Raw genomic sequence first — 23,467 nt, 5'->3', positions numbered from 1 at the left:
GGCTGGAATGCGGGCATCCTGTCCGACTGCAAAGCGGCCGCTCAAATGAGCAGGCGCCCTCCCATGTGCAAAGCACACATTACCCTGGAGACAGGCCAGGCCTGCCCTCCACTCCCCCTCACGCGGTGAGGATAAAGCGCCGAGCGTTCTCAAAGGAACGCTTCGAGGCGCTGCGAACTTTCATGAGCCTGAGCAAGACCATCGACGCTCCCAGTCGATGCCATGCGGCTTCAATCCGGACGTCAGGTCCGGCAGCCAAGGGCAAGCCTCCACCCGGCCCGTCCTCGGCAAATCGTGTCAGTGGTACCGATTAACGCAGAAAGAAGAAACCTGCGACGTTGAGAAGGATGAACAGCACCAGCGAGCTGAAGAAGCCCATCGTGGTGAAGAAGGCGGCGGCCATGGCGATCAGCAGAGCCACGCAGAACAGGGTGAGGTATTTCGTTGCACTGAGGAAGAAGTTGTAGGTCTTCTCGTGTTCCGCATAATCCATCGGAGCGCCCATTTCGACCGGTCCAGAATGATGCTCAGCCATCGTCCAATTCTCCCAGAATGCTGCGGCGCGACCCCTGGCCCTCGCCGCCCTTCAACCTTGATCCACGAACGACTTCTGCGGAAAACCGCGCAGAAGTCCATTAGCTGCCCATACACAATGCCAGGCCTGGGTGCAACGAAAACCCGCGGCTGTGTCCGACCACCTGGGGCGATATGCCGCGCGCGTAACTAGCGCAACACGGATGTGCGGTAGGAACGGCCGGAACCGTTCTGCGCGATGCGCGCCGTTGGCAGGATCGTCAAGGGCGCGAACGGCACCTCCTGGCGATCCGCGAACATCAGGCGGCGCTCGAACGGCTCGGAATCGAAGATCGGATAACGGTCGAGGATCGAGGGCCGCTGCCCCCTCACCTGCGCAACAAGAAGCGCGCCATCGGCATTGTAGACCCCGAGGTTCTCTCGCTTGGCGACAACCGTCTCGGAGGCGAAGATGCGCTTGTAGAAGGCCGCATGTCGCGGCCGGCAGGCGGTCAGGCAACGGTCGGCGGTGAAGTATTCGCAGGCCATCGCGACCGGCCGCAGCGTCAGGTAGGGAAGCGCCCGCATCTCGTCTCCGATGACATCTGGGTCGACGGCCAACCGGCCGGGATCGACCAGCACCATGCCCGCGTCGAGAAAGACATCGATTTCGGGCGCGAAAATCAGCCCCGAGGTGCTGGCCCTGTGCTCGGGCGTCACGTGATGGACGCGCACCGTGCTGACCAGGTTCTCGTCGAGATAGATGCCGAAGACATAGGCGTGACTGTCGAAATCGAGATCGTCGATCAGGGTGGAGCCGGTTAGCTCCATCAGGTTGACCGCCTTGTAGGCCTTGTAGCGGAGCCGGGCGATATCCTCCATGTCCTCGCCTGTCTCGACCCGCCGATACTCGACGCGGTCGAGAAGAAGCATCAGCTTCTCAGAAAAACTCCCAGGCTCCGCCCGGTGAAGACCTTCACCCATTTCCTGACCCTCATAGTTAACAAAGCGTTAACCTATTGACGGCTAGGCCCGCAGCAACAACAAAACGGCACAACCTACCATTAACCTATTGTTAACCTTAATATTTCGTAAAGTTTCATAGTTAACGATGGGTTAAGCGTGCAACCGCACCTGCCTGAAGGCCGAAGGCACAGGCAACGAGAGGGAAAAGGCGGGTGGGTGGCGAAGCCAGGTGCGACGCCGCGCCGTCAGGCGATGCGCTTGCTCGTCGATGTGGTGACCGGTTTCTGGGCACCATTCGTGCAGAATGCCTCAATGGCGGATGCCGGCATGGGCGCTGCGAACAGAAAACCCTGTATCAGATCGGCGCATTGGTAGTCATTGATCAGCTGCAGCTGATCCGCCGTCTCCACGCCTTCGACAACGATCTTCAAGCCCAGAGCCCGACCAAGGTTGACCGTGCCGCGCAGCAGCTTGAAGCGGCGTGAATCCTCGCGAATGTTGCGCACGAAAGAGCGATCGATCTTGATGATGTTGACCGGCAGCACGTCGAGGTAGCTCAGGCTGGAATAGCCGGTGCCGAAATCGTCGATGGCGATGGTTATGCCGCTGTCGCGCAGTTGCCCAAGAATGGCCTGCACTTTTGCGGGCTCATCCATCAGGCAGCTTTCGGTAACTTCGAGATGCAGGCGCGAGGCATCGAGACCCGTCGCCCGAAGCGTGTCTGCCACCACGGTGACGATGTCATTGCTGCGCAGATCGAGCACCGAGAGATTGACCGAGACGGACACGTGGCTTGGCCAGTTCATGCAGTCTCGGCAAGCCTGCTCCAGCGCGAAGCGGGTGATCTCGGTGACGAGGCCCAACTCCTCGGCAAGCTGGATGAAGACGTTCGGCGGCACCGGCCCGCGCTCGGGATGCGTCCAGCGCGCCAAAGCCTCGCAGCATTCGAGGCGTGCGCCGTTCGGCGTGAACATCGGTTGGTAGGAAAGCGTCAACGCACCGGCATTGATTGCGTCACGCAGGTCACTCTTCAGCTTCTGCCGGTCGAGATAGCGCGCGTCCATCTCGTCTTCGAATAGGGTGCAGCCGCCCTTGTTGCGCGCCTTGGTTTCCGACAGCGCCAGATCAGCCTTGATCTGCAGCTCTTCAAGCCGAAAGGCGCTGCTCGGCACCAGAACGACGCCGGCACTCATGGTCATGTTGAAGGTGAAGCCACCAGCCAGATAAGCGCCGCGCATGCCGGCGTGGACAGCGCGCATCTGTTCTTCGAGATCGGGCAAATGCATCCTGTTGGGGAAGAAGACAACGAATTCGTCACCCATAAGCCGGGCGGCGATCGCCGTATTGCCGACCAATGTCTTCAACCGCCCGGCAATCGCCTGCAGCAACCGGTCGCCGACGATGTGGCCACGCATATCGTTGACGTGCTTGAACTCGGCGACGTCAAGCACCATCAGGCCGACCTCGACGTCGCCCTTTCCTTCGAGCGCTACGGCATTGTGGGCGAGTTCGGCGAAGTAATCGCGGCTCGGCAGACCGGTCAGCGTGTCGAAGCGAACCATCTGAAGGATCTGCCTGTCGGTCTGCACGCGCGCGGTCACATCCTCGAAAATCAGCACGACCTCGCCATTTTCGTGCCGGCCTGCCGAAAACTCGAGAAACAGGTCATTGGTGACCGGCACCAGAACCTGGGTCTTCTTGCCCTTGATCAAGAGGTCGAGCTGCCGCGAGATCGCGCGCGTCTCTTCGACGCTGAGCGACATGCGGCGCACACCGCGACGCACGACGTCGTCCAGCAGCCGATCCCTGAGGTCTGCCTTGTCGCCGAGCATCAGCAACGCGCAGGCGCGTTCGTTGGCAACGACGATCCGGTTGTCGCGGTCGAGCATCAAGAGCCCGTGTGTCATGTTGTTGAGCGCGGCATCGAACTGGCCGGCAATCGTGGCGATTTCTCGCGCGGCCAGCACGTTTTCATAGAGAAACGCGCGCACGTTGTTGGCCATCATCCAGGTCGAGAAGATGAAGGGCAGTATCAGAACGGCCAGGATCAGCATGAAGGGATCCTGCAGCGTGATCAGCCCGATCACGATCGGCAGGCAGGCGGACGAGGACAGAAGCAGCACCGCTCGCTCGGAGCCGTAGTTTCGCCCGACCAGCGAAATCATCGAGGCAAGCGTGACGGAGATGCAGGCGAGCTCCGAAAAGGAATCCTGGCTGACGGCGATCGCGTAGCCGCAGGCAATGCCGCAGGTAAGCGTCACGCTGACACCGCCGAGAATGTAGCGGTTCTCCCATTTCCGAACCGTCGCCCGGTCGGCGTTGGAGAAATCCTGGCGATCGAAGCGCGCCATGTCGAGGTTGCGCAAGACCCAGAGCACGACGATGGCTGCAGTGCAGAAGAGATAGAGCGGATCGGAAGTCTTGAGATAGACGAGCGCGAATGTCACGACATGCGACAGCATGCCGATCAGCAGAGTCCTGCGATGTTCGTAGAGCGAGCTCACAGACGACAGATAGACATCCGTCGGAAGAGCGCCCCGTTCATTGCGCGTCATGAACCCATAGCTCCGGTTTTCCGGATTTTTAGAGACGATGGTTTAACGAAAGATTTCGTGAAGACACCGGCTCGACGCCTTGTATTGCAACATTTCAACAGTGCCCAGCGGGAGTTTTTCCAGAACTCAACCTAGTATTGTGAAAACCAACAAATGATAGATGAGTCCACAACCATGCATAGACAAAACCGCACTATACTTTCTGACATTGTATTTAAGGCAATTCTGCTTGGCAAACATCATATCCACCGATTCACTCCGGATGTGGTTACCCAACGCTGAAGAAAAGATATCGATTCCTGCTGGCTGACCGCGGGTCTGGCACCGGCCCACATCACCACCGGATCATGCACCTTCCCAGTTGACTTTCGGCCATATCTGGCGGCAAGGCTTTGAAAAGCGAGATACGGAGCCTGATGATGTCGAAACCTGTCGTTGCCATCCCCTGCGATTTCCGCGAATTCGACGGCAATGTCTGGCATGTCGTTGCCAATCAATATGTCCGCGCCGCCGTTGAAGGCGCCGGCGTCATGCCCTTCCTCATTCCGGCGCTCGAGACCGGCAACGATATCGACGAGATCCTCGATCGTGTCGACGGCGTTTTGGCAAGCGGCGCCCGCTCCAACGTTCATCCCTCGCTCTATGGCCGCGAGGCAAAGGACACCGACGGCCCCTTCGATCCCGGCCGCGATGCCACGAGCCTGCCTTTGATCCGGCGCGCGCTTGAGCGTGGCGTGCCGCTCTTTGCCATCTGCCGCGGCATCCAGGAGCTGAACGTCGCTCTCGGCGGCACGCTTGCAACGGAAATCCAGGAGCAGCCCGGCGTTTGGGACCATCGCAAGCCCGACGTTTCGGAACTGGACGTCGCCTATGGGATCCGCCAGGACGTGGTCGTCAAGGAAGGCAGCTGTCTTGCGCCCGTGCTGGGTGCCGGCCGCGTGCGCGTCAATTCCCTGCATCGCCAGGCGATCGGCGCCGCCGCGCCGCGTCTCGCCGTCGAAGCGGTTGCCGACGACGGCACGATCGAGGCGGTCTCGGTGATCGGCGCCAAGGCGTTTGCCGTCGGGGTGCAATGGCATCCGGAATACTGGGTGCGCACGGACGCTCCGTCGGCGAGCCTGTTCAGGGCGTTCGGCGACGCCGTTCGCGCCTATGCCGCAAGACGCATGGCGGCCTAACGGGCACGTCGCTCGAAATGCGTTTCCGGCACCGGCGTCAGTGCCTTGCCGGTCGAAAACCAGGCCTTGAGGTTGTCGACCACCAGATCCGCCATGGCGTTGCGGGTGACGACCGAAGCCGATGCCACATGCGGCAACAGCGAGACATTCGGCAGCGCCAGCAACGCATCCGGCACATGCGGTTCGTTGTCGAAAACGTCGAGCCCCGCCCCGGCGATTACGCCTTTCTCGAGGGCTTCGACCAGCGCTGCCTCGTCCACGGTCGAGCCGCGCCCGACATTGATGAGAACGCCATTCTTTCCGAGCGCCGAAAGCACTTCGGCATTGACCGTCTTTCGCGTCGCCGCGGTCCCGGGAACGATGACGACAAGCGTATCCACGGCCTGAGAAAGGCCTAGGAGTGTCGGATGATAGGCGTAACCAAGGCCCTCGCGTGCGTTGCGCGTATGGTAGGCGACCGACACACCGAAGGCTTCGAGCCGCTTGGCAATGGCAAGCCCGATGCGCCCGAGGCCGTAGAGCCCGACCGTGCGGCCGCGCAGCGACAAGGGCGACAGCGGGAAAGCACCCTCCCGCACCCAGCGTCCCTGCCGCAACCACTCTTCCGCCTGCGGCAACTGGCGCAGGGTGTTGATCAGCAGGCCGATTGCCGTGTCGGCAACCTCTTCGCTCAGCACATCGGGCGTGTTGGTGACGACGATGCCCTTGGAGGCCGCATGTTTCACGTCGACCCCGTCATAACCGACGCCGAAATTGGCGACGACTTCGAGGCCGGGCAGCGCATCCATCAGGTCGGCAGGCACGCGCCCGGAAACGGCGATGCCCTTGATGTCCGCCATCTCGACCGTGACGAGACCGGCGTCCGGACGCTCCAGTCGGACGATTTCAAACATCTCGGGCAGCCGCTGCAGCACCCGCTCGTTGATTTTTCCGGGCACGAGGATGCGGGGAAGGCTCGCGGACATGGGCACTCCTGGTATGGGGATATCTTCAGGCGGGGACGCGCAACGGGCCGGTCGACTGGCGGATGCGCATTTCCGGCTTGATCAGGTGGATACCGTCAGGCTCGTGGCTGCCGGACAACTTGTCGAGAAGCGCGCGCGCCGCACTGCGGCCGACATCGGCCTGGCCGTTCCACACGGTGGTCAGTGCCGGCGTCGCGATCGATGCCTCCTCGAGGTCATCGTAGCCGGTGACGGAGATATCTACACCGGGAACAAGGCCCGCACGGGCGATGCCGTTCATCATGCCGATCGCCACCAGATCGTTCCAGCAAACGACCGCGGTCGGCTTCTGCGGCAGCGACAAAAGATGCACCGCCGCCTCGAAGCCGCCCTGCTTGGAGCGGGGCCCAGGAATGCGCAGCTCCGGATCGACCTCGATGTTGGCCTTGCGCAGGGCGTTGACATAACCCTGGTAGCGGTCGCGACCGGTTGAGGTCTGGTCGGTGCCGCCGACCATGGCGATACAGCGGTGGCCGAGGCCGATCAGATGATTGGTCGCCAGCGAGATGCCATAGGCATCGTCGCCGCGGAAGATCGGCACGTCGAGCCCCTCGATCGAGCGGGCGATCAGGATCGCCGGCATGCCATTGTCCTCGGCAAGCTGGATATCCTCGGGCGGGGTGCCGATGGCCGGCGACATGATGACGCCGTCACCGCCGAGCTGTAGCAGCGTCTCGATGAAATCGCGCTGCTTGTCGACCGAATCGTAATGGTTGGAAAGGATGAAGGTCTGCTTGTCGCGGTCGAGCTCCGCTTCGATCGCCTTCAGGATTTCCCCGTAGAACGGGTTCATGATGTCGTGCACGACGACGCCGATGATGCCGGAGCGCGACGTCCTGAGGCTGGCGGCACGGCGGTTGTAGATATAACCGAGGGCGCGGGCCTGTTCCTTGATCTTGTCGCGTGTGAGGGTCGCCACCAACGGGCTGTCACGCAATGCGAGGGATACTGTTGCAGTCGAAAGACCGAGTGTTTCCGCGATCGTCGAAAGCTTGACCTTTTGCGCCACGATGCCCCCTGTTTAAGCCTTGTTGCCTACCCTCAATTTTAAATCCTATTTAAACTGTTTAAATCCCCGCCGCAATACGCCGTGAAACGACGTTCAGTCGGCGACCCGTGCGGCCTGCAGATTGCTGTCGACGGCCCGCAAAAGCTTCATCAGCGTGCGCACCTGCTTGTCGGTCAAGCCGCGCGTGGCGAGGTTTTCCGAATGCTGCCCGGCCTCGGCGATCGTCTGCAGCCGGTTGCGCCCGGGCTCGGTGAGGAAGACCTTGGTCAGCCGCGCATCGTCATCGTCAGCCCGGCGTTCGAGGAAGCCCTGCGCTTCCATGCGGCCGATGGTGCGGGTCATCGTCGGCGCCTTGACGCCGAGCTTGACCGCAAGCCCGCCCGCCGTCAGCCCGTCCGTTTCGGCAAGCGCCAGCATGACGCCGTCCTGGCCGGCATAGAGGCCACTTTCGAGCAGATTGCGCGACAGAACGGTACGCATGGAACGCGCCGCCTGCACAAGGATCGAGGCGAGATCGTGCGGTTCGGCGAGAAGCTCGTCCTTCTTCTTGCCGTTCTTGCCTTTCTTTTCGGCCTTGTTCTTCTTGCCCATTGGACCTCCTGCCGAATCCCGTCTCAGACATTTATAGCAATACAGCTTGCGATTACGAACTGTATGACTCAAATAACATTTCTACGACAATTGACGTGAAGGATCGAAGAGAAATGTCGATGCCCCAGGCGCGATGGCAGGACAATTCGACCGATCTTCCGCGAGAGGCCCGGCGCGACTGGATCGCCGTGCTGCCGCTCGGCGCCCACGAACAGCATGGCCCGCATCTGCCTTTCGATACCGATACGCTGATCGCCGAGGGCATCGTCGGGCGCGCAATCGCCGCCCTGCCCAATACCCTTCCCGTGACCTTCCTGCCGACAGAACCGGTCGGCTATTCGATCGAGCATATGGATATCGCCGGCAGCCGGTCGCTCGGCTACGACGAGGCCGTGCGCCGCTGGCTCGGCATCGCCGAGGACCTGCACGCTCTCGGCATCCGCAAATTCTTGATGCTGAACGCCCATGGCGGCAATTCGCCCCTGATGACCATCGTTGCGACCGAGGCTCGGGTGCGTTTCGGCATGCTGGCGGTGGCGACCAGCTGGACCCGCTTCGGCCAGCCGGATGGCTGGATCGCACCCGAAGACAAGGCGATCGACATTCACGGCGGCGATATCGAGACCTCGGTGATGCTGGCGATGCATCCGGACAAGGTCGACATGGAAAAGGCCCGCGCCTTCCCCTCGCGCCAGAGCGACTACGCCAGGCGCTTCAGGCATCTGAGCGCCTATGGTCCGCACGCCTTCGGCTGGAAGATGTCCGACCTCAACCGCGAGGGTGTGGCCGGCAATGCATCCGCCGCCACCGCCGCGCGCGGCGAACAATTGCTGGCCCATGCGGTCAAGGGCGTGATCGAGCTTTTGACCGATGTCGCCGATTTCGACATGGCAGACCTCGGCTGAGCAACGAGGCGGCCGGAACGGGCAAACACTTTGTTTGTGCTTTTGCGCTATTTCCCTAGACAGCAGCAAACGACGACAGGCGGCGCAAAGCCGGAACCTCATGGCGAAGATCATCGCGCTCGGCGCCTATTTCTATCAGGCCCTGATCGCCTTCGGCCTGTTGATCATCGTCGCCCATTGGCTGGCCCCGGTCGACTATGCCGCCTATTCGCTGTTCATCTCGCTCAGCCAGTTCGGCGCGATCGCCGCCTTCGAATGGGTGCGGTTCTCCTGCATGCGGTTTTACCCCGGCCAGACGGCGGAAAACGAAGCGGCGGAACGGCGAACGATCGTGGCCGAGGCCGCCGCCTGCGCGCTTTTGTGTCTTGTCGCGGCGGCCGTGTCGCTCGCCTTCGGCGTGACGCCACTGGTGGCACTGGTCGGCGGTCTCGTTGCCGTCGCCCAAGGCGGCAGCGACCTGCACCTGACCATGCTGCGCTTCCGCCAGGATTTTCGCGCCTTCTCGATGCTTCAGGGGTCTCGCGCCACCATCCTCGCGGCAGGAACATTGCTCGGCACGCTGGTATCGCCAACCTTCCTGTCGACGGTTATGGGCCTGCTTGCCGGCTACGCGCTCTACGCGCTGCTCGCCGCACTGCTGTCGCGCAGGTCCGGCCCACAGCCTTCCGCACCGCTCGACATGGCCCGCGTGAAAAAGCACCTCGTCTATGGCAGCGTTTCGGCAGGCGCCGCCACCGCTTCTATGTTCGCGCCGCTTGCGCTGAAGGCGATCTTCACCTCGGTCCTCGGGCCGGCCGGTGCGGCCGGTGCGCTGCTTGCGCTCGACCTGTTGCAACGCCCCTTCGTGCTGATCGTCTCCGCCCTGCAGGCGATCCAGTATCCCGAAATCGTCGCCGCGCACGACAAGACCGGGGAAACCACGGCGCTTCGCCACCAGCTCGGGCAATACTATGCGCTTTTGACGAGTTTCGCGCTGATGATGGCGGCGGGCATCTTCGCTGTGCTCACGCCGGCGACGTGGTTGGTGATCACCCCCGATCTGCAAGCCGGCTTCCTCGCGACGGCCCCGTTCGTCATCCTGCTTTCGCTCGTCCGCGTCCTGACCCAGATCATGCTGCCGACGCCGCTGCACCTGAAGCAGCGCCTGACCGCGATCTTCGCGCTCGCCGCCATCGACTGCGCACTGCTCAATCTGGGCGCCCTTGCCGCCGGCTTCCTGCTGGCGCCAAGTGCCGCCGCGCTGATGGCGGGCGGCGCGCTCGGCGCTACACTCGCATCTTTGATCGGCCTGCGCCTGATGACCACCCTGCCCTATGATTTCACCTGGCCACCCGTCCTTCTCGCCGCCGCGGGCCTCGGAGTGACGATTGTCACCTTCGTGCTGTCGTATCAGTCCGCTTACGTCGCCACCGCGGCCGGGATCGTCGTCGGCGGAACTTGCTGCCTGCTCGCGCTCAATCGCCTGCGGCTCGGCATGCACGCTTCAAACGCCGCGTGACCCCGGGCGTGAAAAACGAAGCCGGCCGCGATAAGGAAAACTGAACCTCTTTCGGTTTAGATCAGGGCAAAGCAAGAGGCGACGAACACCATGAAGATCATTGTCGGAATAGCCACGGCGGGTCGCCGCGACGTGCTGTCCGAAACGCTGCTGCATCTGACCCGCCAGGTGCGCCAAGCGGACGCCATCCTCGTCTGCCCGTCTTCGCCTGACGATGTCGATCTCGACTTTCTCAAAACGCTCACAGCGCACGTCACCCTGGTCACGGGCAGCAAAGGGTCCTGCGCCCAACGCAACGCCATCCTCGATCGGGCAGGAAATGCCGATGTCATCGTGTTTTTCGATGACGACTTCCTGCCCCAGCACGATTTTCTCGCGGAGATCGAAACGCTCTTCCAGAGCCAGACCGACATTGCCGTGGCGACCGGATTGGTGTTGGCCGATGGCATTCACGGACCGGGCATCCCGGTCACGGAGGGTCTGGGAATCCTCGCGCGCGATCGGGTGACGGCGAGACAGGCCACCCTGGAGCCCGTTTTCAACGCCTATGGCTGCAACATGGCCTTTCGCTGTTCGGCCATTGAAGCCGACGGCACCCGTTTCGACGAGCGACTGCCGCTCTATGGCTGGCAGGAAGATGTCGACTTCTGCCGCCGCCTCGCCCGCCACGGCCGCATCGTGCGCAGCAGCGCTCTGCGCGGCGTCCATCTCGGCAACAAACGCGGCCGCACGTCGGGCCTGCGCTTCGGCTACTCTCAGGTGGCCAACCCGCTCTATCTCTTGCGCAAGGGCAGCGTCAGCCTGAGGTGGACCATCCACCTCATGGGTAGCAACGTCGCAGCAAACACGATCGGCAGCCTGAGGTCTCAAGGGCTCGTTGATCGACGCGGCCGGTTCAAGGGAAACCTCATCGCCTTCGCCGACTTCCTGCGCGGCAGGATCGACCCGCAGCGCATGCTCGAACTCTGATCGGGCATTCAGCTCCGGCCAGGCAAGCTGGTCAGCCCCGCCCTGCGGCCAGCAGGTTGAGGAGAACGACCGCACTTCCGCTCCAGGAGAACCGCTCGGCATTGTCATGCCCGGCGCGCGCAAGCTGCCGCCGAAGTGCGCCATCGGCGGATATCGTCCGCATCGCCTCGACCAGTGTTTCCGGCTTCGTCGGATCGAAATAGAGGGCCGCCTCGCCGCAGGCTTCGCGGACCGGCGGTATGTCGGCGGCGAGCACCGGGCAGCCTTGTGTCATCGCTTCGAGTGGCGGGATGCCGAAGCCTTCGTAAAGGCTCGGAAACAGGAAGGCGGTTGCCCGGCGCTGCAGCCCGGCGATTTCCGCGTCGGTCAACCGCCCTGAGAAGATCAGATTGCCGCGCGAGGCCGGGGCGATGTCACGAAAAACGCTGGGGTCCGTGCCGCCGACGACCACGAGCTTACTGCCGGTATCCCCCAAGGCCTCGAAGGCGCGCACTGCGAACTCGACGTTCTTGTTGGGCTTCAAGGTGCCGACAAGAAGGAAGAAGGGGGTATCGGCAAGCCCGAGCTTCGCCACGATATCCCGGTCCGGCTGAAGGCCGGAAAAGTGGTCGGTGGCATTGTAGATCACATCGATGCCCGATGCCGGGACGCGAAAGACATCCGCCAGTTCGCCGCGCGAAAAATACGAAACCGTGCAGATCTTTGCGCGCCGCGTCAGGATGTAGCCGAGCGCGCCATGGAACAGGCGGTAGCCGCGACCGAAGGATGCCGGGTGGCGAAAGAGCGTGACATCATGGATCACCACCACCTGGTCGGAATGCAGCACCGGTCCGCTGCCGCCGAGGCCGATCAGCGTGTCGCGCCGCGCCCGCCAATAGAGCGGCCCCTGCTCCCAGAGATGGCCGGGGCCTGAGCCGAAACGTTCGATCGATATCGCCGACAGCGGCAGGTCATCCGGTGCGGATGCCGGCGCCAGCAACCGCCAGCGCACATCCTTCAGCGCCGCGGGCACGTCGCCGGCCGCGATGCGGGCATCCAGCGCGCGGGTGATTTCGCGGGCAAAGCGCTGCACCCCGGTGAGCGGCTGGGTGAGGAACCGGCCGTTGATGGAAATCGTCTTCACGCATGCACCCCTTCGATAGGACGCGGACTCTCCCTGATTTTGATGAAAGGAGCGTTATCGCTGCCCGGTTCGCGCGTCTTGGTGGCACCGAATGGGCGGCCAAAATGGGCTTGGCCATTTGCGCATCGCCGCCGCATCTCCTATATGAAACGCGACATGGATGCCCGCTCCCCGCATCCCGAGATCCCAGAGGTTCCCATGACCGAAACATCCCCGCAGAAGCCGATTCCCGTCACCGTGCTCACCGGATATCTCGGCGCCGGCAAGACGACGCTGTTGAACCGCATCCTCAGCGAGAACCACGGGCGCAAATACGCCGTCATCGTCAACGAATTCGGCGAGATCGGCATCGACAACGACCTGATCGTGGAATCCGACGAGGAAATCTACGAGATGAACAACGGCTGCGTCTGCTGCACCGTGCGCGGCGACCTGATCCGCGTGGTGGAAGGCCTGATGCGCCGCCCCGGCCGCTTCGATGCCATCATCGTCGAGACCACCGGCCTTGCCGACCCGGTCCCGGTCGCCCAGACCTTCTTCATGGACGACGACGTGCGCGCCAAGACCGAGCTCGATGCCGTCGTCGCGCTTGTTGATGCCAAGCACCTGCCGCTCCGGCTGAAGGACAGCCGCGAGGCCGAAGACCAGATCGCCTTTGCCGACGTCGTGCTCCTCAACAAGACCGACCTCGTCAGCCCGGAAGAGCTGGAGCGGATCGAGGCGACGGTTCGCGTCATCAATCCGTCGGCCCGTATCTACCGGACACAGCGCTCCGAGATCGACCTCACCAAGGTGCTCGACCAGGGCGCGTTCAACCTCGAAAGAGCGCTGGAAAACGATCCGCACTTCCTCGACCAGGACGACCACGAACACGATCATACCTGCGGCCCGGACTGCGGCCACGATCATGACCACCACCATCACGACCATGGTCACCACGATCATGATCATGGCCATCACCACCATGACCACGCTCCGTCGCCGATCCATGACGTGACGGTACAGTCGATTTCGCTGCGCGGCGGCGAGATGAACCCCGACCGCTTCTTCCCCTGGGTCCAGAAGATCACCCAGACGGAAGGCCCGAACATCCTGCGGCTGAAGGGCATCATTGCCTTTGCCGGCGACGCCGAGCGTTATGTCGTGCAGGGTGTGCACATGATCATCGAGGGCGACCACCAGCGCGCCTGGAAAGACGGCGAAAAGCGCGAAAGCCGGCTGGTCTTCATCGGCCGCGACCTCGACCGCGAGAAGCTGGAGCGTACCTTCAAGGCCTGCGAAGCTGCAGCCTGATGCCGGAAGCCGCGGTGCGGCTCCATGACCAAATTTAGGAGAGCATGGCGCCGGTCCTTTTCGGCATCATGCTCCAACAGCCTGCCGAACCAGGGGACCATAACAATCTGATGCCGACAGTCGCTCCGCTCGATCTTGAAGGCCACGTCGTTGGCGTGGCCTTTCTCAAGGGCATACCTTTCTTCGCCGAAGCCACCGGCGCCATCCACCGCCTCGACATTGGCCACAAGACCACGGAAGTCCATGAGGGCCTGCTGTCGCTCGTCTTCGACGAAGCGACCGACACGCTTCTGACCGGTGGCGAGGACGGCAAGGTGATGCGCACGGCCGCCGACGGCACGGCGACGCTGGTTGCCGAAGCGCCGCGCAAGTGGATCGCCCAGGTCGCCGCCGGACCTCAAGGGTCGGTCGGCTATGCCTATGGCAAGACCACGCATGTGCGGCTCGCCGACGGTACGACCAAGGAATTTGCCGAAGAGCGCACGGTCGAGGGCGTTGCCTTCGCACCGAAGGGACTGCGTGTAGCGGCAGCCCGCTACAACGGCGTGTCGATGCACTGGGTCGGCACCTCCGGCCAGCCGATCGATCTCGATTGGAAGGGCGCCCATACCGGCGTCACCTTCTCGCCTGACGGCCGTTTCCTCGTCACCACCATGCAGGAAAATGCCCTGCACGGCTGGAAGCTCGACGCCAAGCCCGGCGCCGAGGCGCGCCACATGCGCATGACCGGATACCCGGCCAAGGTGAAATCGCTCTCCTGGTCCGCCAAGGGCAAGTGGCTCGCCTCCTCTGGCGCGCCCGCCGCCATCGTCTGGCCCTTCCAGGGCAAGGACGGGCCGATGGGCAAGGCACCGCTGGAACTCGGCACCCGGGCCGATATCATGGTCACCTCGGTTTCCTGTCATCCGGCCGAAGACATCGTCGCGATCGGCTACCAGGACGGCATGATCCTCGCCGCCCGCTTCGCCGACAGCAAGGAAGTGCTGCTGCGCCGCCCCGGCAAGGGTGCCGTCACCGCCATGGCCTGGAGCAAGGACGGGCGCCAGCTCGTTTTCGGCTCGGCCGAAGGCGACTGCGGCATCGTCGATATCGCGGGCTAACATTCGCTCGACGCTGATCGAAAGCGTCAACGCAATTGCCCCTCACCCTAACCCTCTCCCCGCCAGCGGGGAGAGGGGACGTGGCATACGCTTCGTCAAAGAGTGCCGCAAAATGACCGGGCGCAACCGTGGCCACAAGTCCCTTCTCCCCGTCATACGGGGAGAAGGTCGCGGCAGCGGTATGAGGGGCTGCCTCATCACTCTCGGATCACCCGTTATCCATCAGATCTTCACCACCGCCGCCGTCACGTACATGAAGGCAACGCCGGCAGCGAGCCCGCTCATGACCGGCGGCGTCAGGAACACGTCGATCCGCTTGCCGCTTTGGCGCATCAGATAGGCGCCGACCTCGACGATCACCTGCAGGATCGCCCCCGCCCCGACAGCCAGCGCCAGCGCCGACCATTGCGCCGACGTCGCCAGGCTGCCGAGCCACATGCCAATGACCGCCGGCCCACCGGCGAGCAGCGTCAGGCCGGCAAAGGCCCACAGTGACGGCCGCTGTTTCAGGATCGGCGCGGCAATGCCGATGCCTTCGGTGACGTTGTGCAAGGCGAAACCGGCCACCAGGAAGGTGCCGAGCCCGGCCGATCCCGCCGCAAAGGCGGCGCCGATCGCCAGCCCCTCGCCGAGATTGTGCAGCCCGATGCCGAGCGCGATGTAGGTGGCAAGCGCCAGCCCGGTCGGCACGCCGCCGCGCCGGCCGATCGCCATCAAAAAGAGGAAGCTGCCAAGCCCCGCAAGCACCACCATGACCGGCCCCTGGAAAATTGCCGCGGCCTCAGATGCCAGCTCCAGGGCTTCGGCACTTGCATCGACCAGTAGGAAGGCGAGAAGGCCGATGGTCAGCGACAACAGAAACGCCATTCCCGATGCACCGACCCCGCGCAACACGGGATAGAACATCAGCCCGACGGCGACCGGCACGATGCCGACGAGGATGCCGACCAGCGCCTGCAATCGCAATTGACCCGGCGTTGCCTGCGGCGTCGGCACGGCGACGGCGATGTCGTGCGCGAAGGTAGCGCCGGTGTTTGTCACCACTTTCAGCGCGTGCGCCTCGCCGAGCATCCATGGGAAGGGCAGGCTCAGCCAGGCAGCTTGGCCACGGGCGATCGGACCCGGCGGGTCCTGGGTGAATTGCCAGTAAGCGTCATCCACCTGGACTTGCGCCACCGTCATCGGTTCCGAGCCACCGCCACGAACCAGCAGGCGAAGGCCGCTATCATCGAGCACGGTTCGCTCGAAGGTCAGGTTTTCGACCGGCGGCGCGCCGTTGCGAAAACCGGACAGCGGATCGGTCGACAAGATCCAGGCAACGGCGATACCAAAGGCGATGAGCGGCAGCGCCAACCACACCAGGTTGGTTTTTGCCGCGCGGATGGCGGCTCTCGGCAAGGTTTCGTTCATGCCAGCGCCTCCACGACGTCGAACATGCCGACCCACCCTAGCTCGGTAAACTCGGTCTGGTGCGGATGGAACATGTAGAGGCCGGGTTCGTGCTCGGCGAAGGTGAACTCCAGAATGCCGCGCTGCGCCTGGCACTGGGTGATGAGGTCGACGGTTTTCAGCGTCGGCGTCAGCGTCGTTCCCTGGTCGTAGTAGTCGAAGAAGTTGGCGTGCAGGTGGAACGAATTGATCGGATCGAACTCGATGACATTGACGAGATAGATGCGCACCGGCTTGCTTTTCACGATCCGAATCGGCCGCTTCATGAAGGCGTGGGCGACGGTGTTGACCGCATAGAATTCGTTCTCGGCGTCGAAATTGGTGTCGAAGGCGTTCATCACCATCACCAGTTCTTGCCAGCCGGCATTCTCCGGCGTGCCGAGGAGTCGCGAGCGGGCGACGTCCACATGGTCCGGATGGCGCTCCGGATCCGGGTCGATGACAAAGGCGCCGTACATGCCCTTGTGGATATGCCGGCGCAACGGCATCGCGTGGCAATGGTAGAGATGGCAGCCGAAGGGCTTGGCATCGAATTCGTAAGTGAACTCGTCGCCGGGATCGACCATGCCGGCGCCCGGCACGCCGTCCATGCGCGCCGCGTGAATGCCGTGAAAATGGATCGAATGCGGGTGCGACGCATAGTTACGGAAGACGATGCGCAGGCGCTCACCCTCCTTGGCCCGAAGCGCCGGGCCGGGCACGCGGCCATTATAGGTCCAGGCCGGAAAGGTGATGCCGGGCGCGATCTCGATATCGCGATCCTGCGCCGTCATCTCGAAGGTCCGGAGCGTGCGCCCATCCGGCAACACCGAGACAGTGCCGGTGTCCCAGTCGGTCAGCATGTCTGTCGGATCGAAACCGTTGACGCTGCTGTCGACATCGCCGACCGTCATCATGGCCCCATGCCCCATTGCCGGCATCGGTGCAGCCATATCTCCCGAAGTCTGCGCCGCCATGTGGTGGCCGCCGCCAGGGGGCGCCTGTTGCGCCAGCGCCGCCCCGGCGCAGATCGCGGTGCCACCGGCCGCCGCCAGCCCGCCCACCAGAAGGCTACGTCGTTTGAGCAGGTCTTGTTTCACCGGATTGTCCATGGATGTCGCCCCTCGCCCGATACGGCGCCGCGTGTCCGCTCCGATTTGCAGAGGCGATGCCACAAAGCCCGAATGGATCGGCTCACCTTATTGCGAACCGTTCGCAACTACATTGATAATGCAAATGCAACTCATTCGCAATTGATGAAGGTGCGGGCGGGGACGATTAGCGGACTGGCGCCCGGAGGGTGTCGTTGAAGGATGGGACGTGAGGACCGTTACATCCCCGAAGCGTTCGGCTTCGGGGATGTTGACTGAACGGCGAATGCCCGGCAGGTGGCAACGACACGGGTCGGGTCGCAACCGCAGCAACCGCGGTTCACCATTCCAGTTCCAATTGCGGACGGCCGTTGGATGTCTTCTCGATCGTGCGCCCGGTCTCGTCGACCGTCGCGGTCACCCGCTGGCGAAACGCGGAAAAACTCTCGAAGGTCACGACATCGACCGGTTCATCGAACTTCATCGTCAATCGGTAACGCCCAGGCTGAGCCGTTAGCGCCTGAACGGAAAGGATCTCGCCTTCGAAGACCTGGCCGAGATAAAGGCCTTTCACCCGCGACCCGAGCATCCAGGGATTGAAGGGCGGCCTGTTGCCGGCGGCCGCGTAAAGCGTGTTCCAGTCGCGATAGCCGTATTGAGCGGCAATCAGTTCAAGGGAACGGGAGTGGCTGATATCCTCGCCTTCGGTGGATAGCCGCGATCGCAGGCGTTTCGCCTGGTCCTTGAGGGCATCGAGCGATGGTAGCGTGTTTGATCCGCGCATCATGACAGGGTCTCCTGCTGCGGCATGCAATGTTAAGAGATGGGAGCCCGCATTGCCACCGGTTCGCATGCCGTTTCGGCTGACCGTGTCTGAAAGGAAGGATTCACCAAAGCATGACGCTCGCGGACGGCAGGGGCCCTCACCCTGCCCTCTCCATAGGGGAAGCGCCCCAAGCTGTCAAATGCAGCCTCCGCCTGCTGTTGCGCAGGACCTCAAGGTATGGGACGACTTGCCTGAAATGCAACGCTGGGAGGGTCTCATGAGTGAAATCACCATTCTCGCATTCGCCTTTGTCGCCTTCATCGGGATCGTCACGCCAGGCCCGACGGTCCTGCTGGCGCTGACGAACGGTTCGCGCTACGGCATCAAGCGTGCGCTTGCGGGCATGGTCGGCGCCGTGCTCTCGGATTTCGTGTTGATCGGCGCGGTGGCGCTGGGTCTCGGCGCCCTGCTCGCCGCCTCCGAATTCTGGTTTACGGTCGTCAAATGGCTTGGCGCCGGCTATCTGGCTTTCCTCGGTGTCATGCTGTTGCGGTCCAAGGGAACGCTCAACATCGCCGGCAAACACGACAGTGCCGACGTCACCACCACTGCCATTTTTCTGAAGAGCTTTCTGGTCGCCGTCACCAACCCGAAGGGCTATCTGTTCTTCTCGGCCTTCCTGCCGCAATTCATCGATCTCGGTTTGCCGCAAGCACCGCAATATGCTGCACTCGCCGTGGTCTTCGCCGCAGTCGATTTCGCCGTCATGCTCGGCTACGCCATGCTCGGCTCTCAGGCGGCTCGCTTTCTCAAACATGCCGGGGCCGTCTGGCTCGAACGGATCTGCGGCGGAGCCTTGCTCGCGCTTGCCGGCTCCCTCGCCGTCTATCGCCGCGCCGCCAACTGACATGTTGTTCCGCAAGGCCATCCTCGACCAGATTGCCGCAGGAACAGTAACGCTGGCCTTCCGGCGCTGGACGAAGCCCACCGTCAAAGCCGGCGGCAGTCTGCGCACGGCGTCCGGCGTGCTGTCGATCGACGCGGTCGACGGTACCGATGCAGAAGACATCAGTGTCGAGGACGCACACCGCGCCGGATTCCCGACGCGCGAGGCGCTGCTTGCAGAGCTTGACGCCCGCCCCGACGGCACGCTTTACCGCATCGCCTTCCACTGGGCGGGCGATGATCCGCGCCTGTCCTTGCGCGATGATGCGGCGCTTGGAAAAGTCGACCGGGTCGCGATCACCGAAAGGCTCGCCCGCTTCGACGAAACGGCCGACCAGTCATGGACCGAACCGACACTCCGCCTGATCGCTTCGCGCGATGGCATCACCGCCGCCGAGATCTCCGAACGGGTCGGCATGGATAAACTCAAACTCAAGGCGCGCATCCGCAAGCTGAAGGAACTGGGTCTGACGGAGAGCCTTGATGTCGGCTACCGGCTATCACACCGCGGCCGGTCCTTCCTTGGCGAGACTTGAGCGACGCCCAGCAAGACCATGGAGACGGCATGATCGGATACACAATGGTCGGCACGACCGATCTCAAGCGAGCCGAACGGTTCTACGATCCGCTGATGGCGCTGATCGGCCAGGAGCGGTGCTGGTGCGACGAGCAGGTGGCGTCCTGGGGACGCCGGGATGACGACCGCGCGCCGCGCTTCTTCACCGGTTATCCCTTCGACGGCAATGTCGCCGGTGTCGGCAATGGTGCGATGACAGCGTTCCTCGCGCCAAGCGCCGACGTCGTCGACCAGCTGTTTGCAACGGCTATGGAACAGGGCGGCAGCGTCGAGGGCGAGCCGGGTTTCCGCCCGCAATATGGCGACGGCTTCTACGCCGCCTATGTGCGCGATCCCGACGGCAACAAGCTCGCCTTCGTCTGCTATGACGCGCGACCATCCGCCGCCTAGACGTGAAATCCGGCGCGTATGACCTGCTCCCCCACCCCTCGCATGAGACGGATGGGGGAGCAGCGAAAAATCCGCCTCCGCAGGGTTGGAGGCGGACGGAGATCAGGCGGCGCGCTTGACCGGCGGCAGCGCCAGCTTGCGGCCACTGGCCACGATCAGGCCGGCAGCGCCTTCCAGCCAGCCATCGCGAAGCTCAAGCGCCAGGAAACGGCTGCGCTCGAACGGGCCGGGCATGACCAGATGCTGCGCACCTGCGGCGAAAAAGCCGAAGCGCTCGTAATAGGCGGCATCGCCGACCAGCAGGATCGCGCCGTGGCCGCGGTTCTTGGCCTCCTCGATCGCAGCCCGCATCAGCATGCCGCCGATGCCCTTGCCCTCATGGTCAGGATCGACGGCAAGCGGGCCGAGCAACAGCGCCGGAATGCTGTGACCTTCGCGGTTGACGCCGGCCTCAACGTTCCACAGGCGCACGGTGGCGATGACGTGGCCATCGAGATCGCGGGCGACGAAGGCGAGGCCTTCGGCCGGCACGCGGCCGTTGCGCAGCTTTTCCGACGACTTGCGGCGCCGCTCCGGGCCCATCGCCCGGTCGAGCAGGTTCTCGCGGGCAACGACGTCACCCGGGTTTTCGCTATCGATAACGAATGTGGACGGCGCGAAAAACGCGCGCAGGGCATCAACAACAGCGGCCATCCGGGCCTCCCGTCATCAAAACCGCTTCAGGCGGCATCTGGAAAAAATTGTGAAGTGGCGCTCCCGCCCGAAGACGGGAGCAGACCGGATCAGATCACGTAGGACTTCAACGGCTCGAAACCGTTGAAGGCGACGGCCGAGTAGGTCGTCGTGTAGGCGCCGGTGCCTTCGATCAGAACCTCGTCGCCGATCGAGAGCGTGATCGGCAGCGGATACATGTTCTTCTCATAGAGCACATCGGCCGAATCGCAGGTCGGGCCGGCGAGCACGCAAGGCTCCATTTCGTCGCCGTCGCGGGCCGTGCGGATCGGGTAACGGATCGCCTCGTCCATGGTTTCTGCGAGACCGCCGAACTTGCCGATGTCGAGGAACACCCAGCGGTGGGCGTCGTTGTCGGACTTCTTCGAGACGAGAACGACTTCCGCCTTGATCACACCGGCATTGCCGACCATGCCGCGACCGGGCTCGATGATCGTTTCCGGGATGTGGTTGCCGAAGTGCTTCTTCAGCGCGCCGAAGATTGCCTGGCCGTAGGCTTCAGCAGTCGGCACGTCCTTGAGGTACTTCGTCGGAAAGCCACCGCCCATGTTGACCATCTTCAGTTCGATGCCCTGCTTGGCCAGTTGCACGAAGACGCGCTTGGCATCGGCAAGAGCCTGATCCCAGGCGTCGAGCTTCGTCATCTGCGAACCGACATGGAACGAGACGCCGTAGGAAACGAGGCCATGCTGATGGGCGTAGACGAGCACGTCGACGGCCATCTGCGGGACGCAGCCGAACTTGCGCGACAGCGGCCATTCGGCACCTTCGCCATCGGTCAGGACGCGGCAGAATACGCGGGCGCCGGGGGCTGCACGGGCAACCTTCTCGACTTCCTCGTGGCTGTCGACGGCAAAGAGCGACACACCGAGAGCGTGAGCGCGGGCAATGTCGCGCTCCTTCTTGATGGTGTTGCCATAGGAGATGCGGCTCGCGGTCGCACCGGCGTCGAGTGCCATTTCGATTTCAGCGACGGACGCGCAATCGAAGGAGGAGCCCATGCCGGCGAGCAGGCGCAGGATTTCCGGCGCCGGGTTTGCCTTGACGGCGTAGTAGATCGAGCTGTCCGGCATCGCGTGACGGAAGGCCTTGAAATTGTTGCGCACGACGTCGAGGTCGACAACGAGGCAAGGGCCGTCGGGTCGTCGGGTGTTGATGAAGTCGATGATGCGTGCCGTGGTCATGGCCTTATTCCCCTGATCCAAAATGCTCCGCTTGCGCGGAGGACAAAGGGCATACGCGCGAATGCTCTGGAACCAGCCGGTGGAGACCCCGGAACCAAGCATGCGCTCGATGCGCGAACGGTGAACCGAAGCCCGCCTAGGCTTCAATTCGGCTTTGTCTGCCATGGATTGGAGGGGATAACCCAACCGCACTTCCGGCAATGAAGGTGTGCCTCTTCAGTAACCCCGGCTGTTGGAGAGCCGGCAGACACCAGAAAGGCCCGCACCGTCGTTGCTTCAAGATGTCCTCGCATTTCCCGGTTGGCCGGAATAGCGACTGGAGGGGTTAGTTCCAGGTACCTTACCGATACCCTCACCTAATCGAGGGTCGGCGGACACCCACAGGCACGTGCGACTTTGGGCAAGGGCGTAGGTAAGAAAAAACCTTGTCGTAATCAAGAGTTTTTTCATCGCCGCTGTTGAATTTTTTTCGAGACCGGTAACACTCGCAGTGTTCACGTTTATTGAACAATCGAAGCTGACGTCATGACCGCCGCAAGCGATTGAAAGAACTGGATTTATTTCGATGCCTCGACTATCCGATCGTCAAGATCCGGATAGCGGACGAAACCGGCCGCAACGACAGCCGCCGAACAAAGAAACGTGAAAGAAGCCAACGCGGCGAATCGAAGCCCGCGACCAGGAAGACGAGGGAAGACCTGCATGGACACGCTCACCCGCATCCGCGCCTTTATCGATGTGGTGGACGCCGAAGGTTTTTCGGCCGCGGCCCGGCGTGTCGGCCGATCGAAGGCGCTGCTTTCGAAATATGTTCGTGAACTCGAGGACGAACTCGGCGCGCTGCTGCTCAATCGCACCACACGGCAATTCTCACTGACGGAAGCCGGCCATACCTATTATCGCACGGCGTCGGAAATCCTCAAGGAGATCGACAATCTCGCCGATCTCGTGCGTGCCAACAATTCCGACCTCAAGGGCCGGCTGCGCATCACCGCGCCGCGCACCTTCGTCGACGCCGAGATCGGCCAGTCGCTCATCGATTTCGGCAAGCAGCACCCGGAGCTGTCGCTGGAGATCGTTTCGGACGACCGATTCGTCGATCTCGTCGAAGAAGGATTCGATGTCGCCATCCGCATCACCCGGCTCGAGGATTCGACGCTGATCGCCCGCAAGCTCGACGATTTCCAGGTGCTGATCTGTGCGGCCCCGGATTTCCTGGAGAAAGTCGGGCCGATCGCACACCCGAGCGACCTTTCCAAAATCCCCTGCATTCTCGACACCAATGGCCGGTCCTACTCCAACTGGCGCTTCGTCGAACCGGATGGCTCCTCCTTCACCGTGCCCGTCAGCGGCCCGATCGAGGTCAACAGCCCGCTTGCTTCCGTACGCGCAGCCGTCTCCGGCATCGGCGTCGCGCTGGTGCCCGACTTCATCGCCCGCCCCAAGGTCGCCACCGGCGAACTGGTCACGCTCTTTGACGATTTCCTGCCGAGGGACCGCGGCATCTACGCGATCTATCCGCATCGGCGCTACCTGCCGGCCAAGGTGCGCACGCTGGTAGACTATCTCCACACCTGGTTCCGTAAGCCGCGTTGACGCGGCGAGGTCCCAAATCCGTCCCATTTCCAGTACATTGCGGGAACGATTCGA

The 23,467-nt window shown here is 62.9% G+C and carries 22 protein-coding genes; 10 read left to right on the top strand and 12 right to left on the bottom strand.

Annotated elements, in window-relative coordinates:
* Positions 1-310: 310 nt before the first annotated feature.
* The 3 genes from BLJAPNOD_RS05770 to BLJAPNOD_RS05760 form a co-directional block, all read right to left on the bottom strand.
* Positions 311-535 carry an aa3-type cytochrome c oxidase subunit IV gene (locus tag BLJAPNOD_RS05770; RefSeq protein WP_077500508.1) on the bottom strand — a complete coding sequence of 75 codons (225 nt, stop codon included), beginning with the start codon at positions 533-535 and terminating at the stop codon, positions 311-313.
* Positions 536-723: 188 nt separating this feature from the next.
* A complete protein-coding gene (locus BLJAPNOD_RS05765) occupies positions 724-1,446 on the bottom strand; it encodes a hypothetical protein (protein ID WP_244610881.1) in 723 nt (240 codons plus the stop codon).
* A gap of 278 nt (positions 1,447-1,724) precedes the next feature.
* Positions 1,725-4,034 carry an EAL domain-containing protein gene (locus BLJAPNOD_RS05760; protein WP_115419200.1) on the bottom strand — a complete coding sequence of 770 codons (2,310 nt, stop codon included), beginning with the start codon at positions 4,032-4,034 and terminating at the stop codon, positions 1,725-1,727.
* Between the two features lie 419 nt (positions 4,035-4,453).
* Between BLJAPNOD_RS05760 and BLJAPNOD_RS05755 the strand changes: the two genes are divergently transcribed.
* Positions 4,454-5,212: a gamma-glutamyl-gamma-aminobutyrate hydrolase family protein gene (locus tag BLJAPNOD_RS05755; protein ID WP_115421153.1), complete on the top strand. Its 759-nt coding sequence runs from the start codon at positions 4,454-4,456 to the stop codon at positions 5,210-5,212.
* On the opposite strand, the gene BLJAPNOD_RS05750 is transcribed toward BLJAPNOD_RS05755, so the two are convergent.
* The 3 genes from BLJAPNOD_RS05750 to BLJAPNOD_RS05740 all read right to left on the bottom strand — a co-directional run bounded on the left by BLJAPNOD_RS05750 (position 5,209) and on the right by BLJAPNOD_RS05740 (position 7,816).
* Positions 5,209-6,177 (bottom strand): 2-hydroxyacid dehydrogenase, encoded by a 969-nt coding sequence (locus BLJAPNOD_RS05750; protein WP_115419199.1) that lies wholly within the window; start codon positions 6,175-6,177, stop codon positions 5,209-5,211. The genes BLJAPNOD_RS05755 and BLJAPNOD_RS05750 overlap by 4 nt on opposite strands.
* Before the next feature lie 25 nt (positions 6,178-6,202).
* On the bottom strand, positions 6,203-7,225 hold the full coding sequence (locus BLJAPNOD_RS05745; protein WP_115419198.1) for a LacI family DNA-binding transcriptional regulator: 1,023 nt from the start codon (positions 7,223-7,225) through the stop codon (positions 6,203-6,205).
* Between the two features lie 93 nt (positions 7,226-7,318).
* Entirely contained in the window at positions 7,319-7,816 is a 498-nt protein-coding gene (locus BLJAPNOD_RS05740) for a MarR family transcriptional regulator (RefSeq protein WP_115419197.1), read from the bottom strand.
* 113 nt (positions 7,817-7,929) lie between these two features.
* Here BLJAPNOD_RS05740 and BLJAPNOD_RS05735 point away from each other — a divergent pair, with 113 nt between their 5' ends.
* The 3 genes from BLJAPNOD_RS05735 (at position 7,930) to BLJAPNOD_RS05725 (ending at position 11,188) form a co-directional block, all read left to right on the top strand.
* Positions 7,930-8,721 carry a creatininase family protein gene (locus tag BLJAPNOD_RS05735; protein WP_115419196.1) on the top strand — a complete coding sequence of 264 codons (792 nt, stop codon included), beginning with the start codon at positions 7,930-7,932 and terminating at the stop codon, positions 8,719-8,721.
* 100 nt (positions 8,722-8,821) lie between these two features.
* Positions 8,822-10,219, top strand: coding sequence for a hypothetical protein (locus tag BLJAPNOD_RS05730; protein WP_115419195.1), 1,398 nt, complete (start codon positions 8,822-8,824; stop codon positions 10,217-10,219).
* 90 nt (positions 10,220-10,309) lie between these two features.
* Positions 10,310-11,188 carry a glycosyltransferase gene (locus tag BLJAPNOD_RS05725; RefSeq protein ID WP_115419194.1) on the top strand — a complete coding sequence of 293 codons (879 nt, stop codon included), beginning with the start codon at positions 10,310-10,312 and terminating at the stop codon, positions 11,186-11,188.
* 31 nt (positions 11,189-11,219) lie between these two features.
* Here BLJAPNOD_RS05725 and BLJAPNOD_RS05720 read toward each other — a convergent pair whose 3' ends face one another.
* Complete coding sequence (locus BLJAPNOD_RS05720; RefSeq protein ID WP_115419193.1) at positions 11,220-12,311, bottom strand: glycosyltransferase family 1 protein; 1,092 nt, start codon at positions 12,309-12,311, stop codon at positions 11,220-11,222.
* Between the two features lie 198 nt (positions 12,312-12,509).
* Here BLJAPNOD_RS05720 and BLJAPNOD_RS05715 point away from each other — a divergent pair, with 198 nt between their 5' ends.
* Positions 12,510-13,604 carry a GTP-binding protein gene (locus tag BLJAPNOD_RS05715; protein ID WP_077500729.1) on the top strand — a complete coding sequence of 365 codons (1,095 nt, stop codon included), beginning with the start codon at positions 12,510-12,512 and terminating at the stop codon, positions 13,602-13,604.
* Between the two features lie 110 nt (positions 13,605-13,714).
* Positions 13,715-14,704, top strand: coding sequence for a WD40 repeat domain-containing protein (locus BLJAPNOD_RS05710; RefSeq protein ID WP_115421152.1), 990 nt, complete (start codon positions 13,715-13,717; stop codon positions 14,702-14,704).
* Positions 14,705-14,926: 222 nt separating this feature from the next.
* On the opposite strand, the gene BLJAPNOD_RS05705 is transcribed toward BLJAPNOD_RS05710, so the two are convergent.
* The 3 genes from BLJAPNOD_RS05705 to BLJAPNOD_RS05695 form a co-directional block, all read right to left on the bottom strand.
* On the bottom strand, positions 14,927-16,114 hold the full coding sequence (locus tag BLJAPNOD_RS05705; RefSeq protein WP_115419192.1) for a metal transporter: 1,188 nt from the start codon (positions 16,112-16,114) through the stop codon (positions 14,927-14,929).
* On the bottom strand, positions 16,111-17,232 hold the full coding sequence (locus tag BLJAPNOD_RS05700; protein WP_244610880.1) for a multicopper oxidase domain-containing protein: 1,122 nt from the start codon (positions 17,230-17,232) through the stop codon (positions 16,111-16,113). The genes BLJAPNOD_RS05705 and BLJAPNOD_RS05700 overlap by 4 nt, the downstream gene beginning before the upstream one ends.
* A 331-nt stretch (positions 17,233-17,563) precedes the next feature.
* The gene (locus tag BLJAPNOD_RS05695) at positions 17,564-18,010 is read right to left on the bottom strand and encodes a glyoxalase superfamily protein (protein WP_115419190.1); all 447 of its coding nucleotides are present in this window, start codon (positions 18,008-18,010) and stop codon (positions 17,564-17,566) included.
* 256 nt (positions 18,011-18,266) lie between these two features.
* Here BLJAPNOD_RS05695 and BLJAPNOD_RS05690 point away from each other — a divergent pair, with 256 nt between their 5' ends.
* Genes BLJAPNOD_RS05690 through BLJAPNOD_RS05680 form a run of 3 tightly spaced genes read left to right on the top strand, consistent with a single transcriptional unit; the run spans position 18,267 to position 19,901 of the window.
* Positions 18,267-18,896 carry a LysE family translocator gene (locus tag BLJAPNOD_RS05690; RefSeq protein ID WP_115421151.1) on the top strand — a complete coding sequence of 210 codons (630 nt, stop codon included), beginning with the start codon at positions 18,267-18,269 and terminating at the stop codon, positions 18,894-18,896.
* 1 nt (position 18,897) lies between these two features.
* Entirely contained in the window at positions 18,898-19,470 is a 573-nt protein-coding gene (locus BLJAPNOD_RS05685) for a winged helix-turn-helix transcriptional regulator (protein ID WP_115419189.1), read from the top strand.
* Positions 19,471-19,499: 29 nt separating this feature from the next.
* Positions 19,500-19,901 carry a VOC family protein gene (locus tag BLJAPNOD_RS05680; RefSeq protein ID WP_115419188.1) on the top strand — a complete coding sequence of 134 codons (402 nt, stop codon included), beginning with the start codon at positions 19,500-19,502 and terminating at the stop codon, positions 19,899-19,901.
* Between the two features lie 102 nt (positions 19,902-20,003).
* Here the strand turns inward: BLJAPNOD_RS05680 and BLJAPNOD_RS05675 are convergent, their stop codons facing one another.
* Positions 20,004-20,594 (bottom strand): N-acetyltransferase, encoded by a 591-nt coding sequence (locus tag BLJAPNOD_RS05675; protein WP_077500477.1) that lies wholly within the window; start codon positions 20,592-20,594, stop codon positions 20,004-20,006.
* Positions 20,595-20,683: 89 nt separating this feature from the next.
* Positions 20,684-21,817, bottom strand: coding sequence for an ornithine/lysine decarboxylase (odc2, locus tag BLJAPNOD_RS05670; RefSeq protein ID WP_077500475.1), 1,134 nt, complete (start codon positions 21,815-21,817; stop codon positions 20,684-20,686).
* Positions 21,818-22,519: 702 nt separating this feature from the next.
* Here odc2 and BLJAPNOD_RS05665 point away from each other — a divergent pair.
* Positions 22,520-23,413: a LysR family transcriptional regulator gene (locus tag BLJAPNOD_RS05665; RefSeq protein WP_077500473.1), complete on the top strand. Its 894-nt coding sequence runs from the start codon at positions 22,520-22,522 to the stop codon at positions 23,411-23,413.
* Positions 23,414-23,467 lie beyond the last annotated feature (54 nt).

This window comes from Ensifer sp. M14 (assembly GCF_003355565.1).
Classification (GTDB): domain Bacteria; phylum Pseudomonadota; class Alphaproteobacteria; order Rhizobiales; family Rhizobiaceae; genus Ensifer.
This window is presented reverse-complemented; position numbering and strand designations above follow the sequence as displayed.

Bases quoted from the DNA above. Each gene is read 5' to 3' on its own strand.
- BLJAPNOD_RS05770 (WP_077500508.1), bottom strand. From the start codon at position 535: ATGGCTGAGCATCATTCTGGACCGGTCGAAATGGGCGCTCCGATGGAT.
- BLJAPNOD_RS05765 (WP_244610881.1), bottom strand. From the start codon at position 1,446: ATGCTTCTTCTCGACCGCGTCGAGTATCGGCGGGTCGAGACAGGCGAG.
- BLJAPNOD_RS05760 (WP_115419200.1), bottom strand. From the start codon at position 4,034: ATGACGCGCAATGAACGGGGCGCTCTTCCGACGGATGTCTATCTGTCG.
- BLJAPNOD_RS05755 (WP_115421153.1), top strand. From the start codon at position 4,454: ATGTCGAAACCTGTCGTTGCCATCCCCTGCGATTTCCGCGAATTCGAC.
- BLJAPNOD_RS05750 (WP_115419199.1), bottom strand. From the start codon at position 6,177: ATGTCCGCGAGCCTTCCCCGCATCCTCGTGCCCGGAAAAATCAACGAG.
- BLJAPNOD_RS05740 (WP_115419197.1), bottom strand. From the start codon at position 7,816: ATGGGCAAGAAGAACAAGGCCGAAAAGAAAGGCAAGAACGGCAAGAAG.
- BLJAPNOD_RS05735 (WP_115419196.1), top strand. From the start codon at position 7,930: ATGTCGATGCCCCAGGCGCGATGGCAGGACAATTCGACCGATCTTCCG.
- BLJAPNOD_RS05730 (WP_115419195.1), top strand. From the start codon at position 8,822: ATGGCGAAGATCATCGCGCTCGGCGCCTATTTCTATCAGGCCCTGATC.
- BLJAPNOD_RS05725 (WP_115419194.1), top strand. From the start codon at position 10,310: ATGAAGATCATTGTCGGAATAGCCACGGCGGGTCGCCGCGACGTGCTG.
- BLJAPNOD_RS05715 (WP_077500729.1), top strand. From the start codon at position 12,510: ATGACCGAAACATCCCCGCAGAAGCCGATTCCCGTCACCGTGCTCACC.
- BLJAPNOD_RS05710 (WP_115421152.1), top strand. From the start codon at position 13,715: ATGCCGACAGTCGCTCCGCTCGATCTTGAAGGCCACGTCGTTGGCGTG.
- BLJAPNOD_RS05705 (WP_115419192.1), bottom strand. From the start codon at position 16,114: ATGAACGAAACCTTGCCGAGAGCCGCCATCCGCGCGGCAAAAACCAAC.
- BLJAPNOD_RS05695 (WP_115419190.1), bottom strand. From the start codon at position 18,010: ATGATGCGCGGATCAAACACGCTACCATCGCTCGATGCCCTCAAGGAC.
- BLJAPNOD_RS05690 (WP_115421151.1), top strand. From the start codon at position 18,267: ATGAGTGAAATCACCATTCTCGCATTCGCCTTTGTCGCCTTCATCGGG.
- BLJAPNOD_RS05685 (WP_115419189.1), top strand. From the start codon at position 18,898: ATGTTGTTCCGCAAGGCCATCCTCGACCAGATTGCCGCAGGAACAGTA.
- BLJAPNOD_RS05680 (WP_115419188.1), top strand. From the start codon at position 19,500: ATGATCGGATACACAATGGTCGGCACGACCGATCTCAAGCGAGCCGAA.
- BLJAPNOD_RS05675 (WP_077500477.1), bottom strand. From the start codon at position 20,594: ATGGCCGCTGTTGTTGATGCCCTGCGCGCGTTTTTCGCGCCGTCCACA.
- odc2 (WP_077500475.1), bottom strand. From the start codon at position 21,817: ATGACCACGGCACGCATCATCGACTTCATCAACACCCGACGACCCGAC.
- BLJAPNOD_RS05665 (WP_077500473.1), top strand. From the start codon at position 22,520: ATGGACACGCTCACCCGCATCCGCGCCTTTATCGATGTGGTGGACGCC.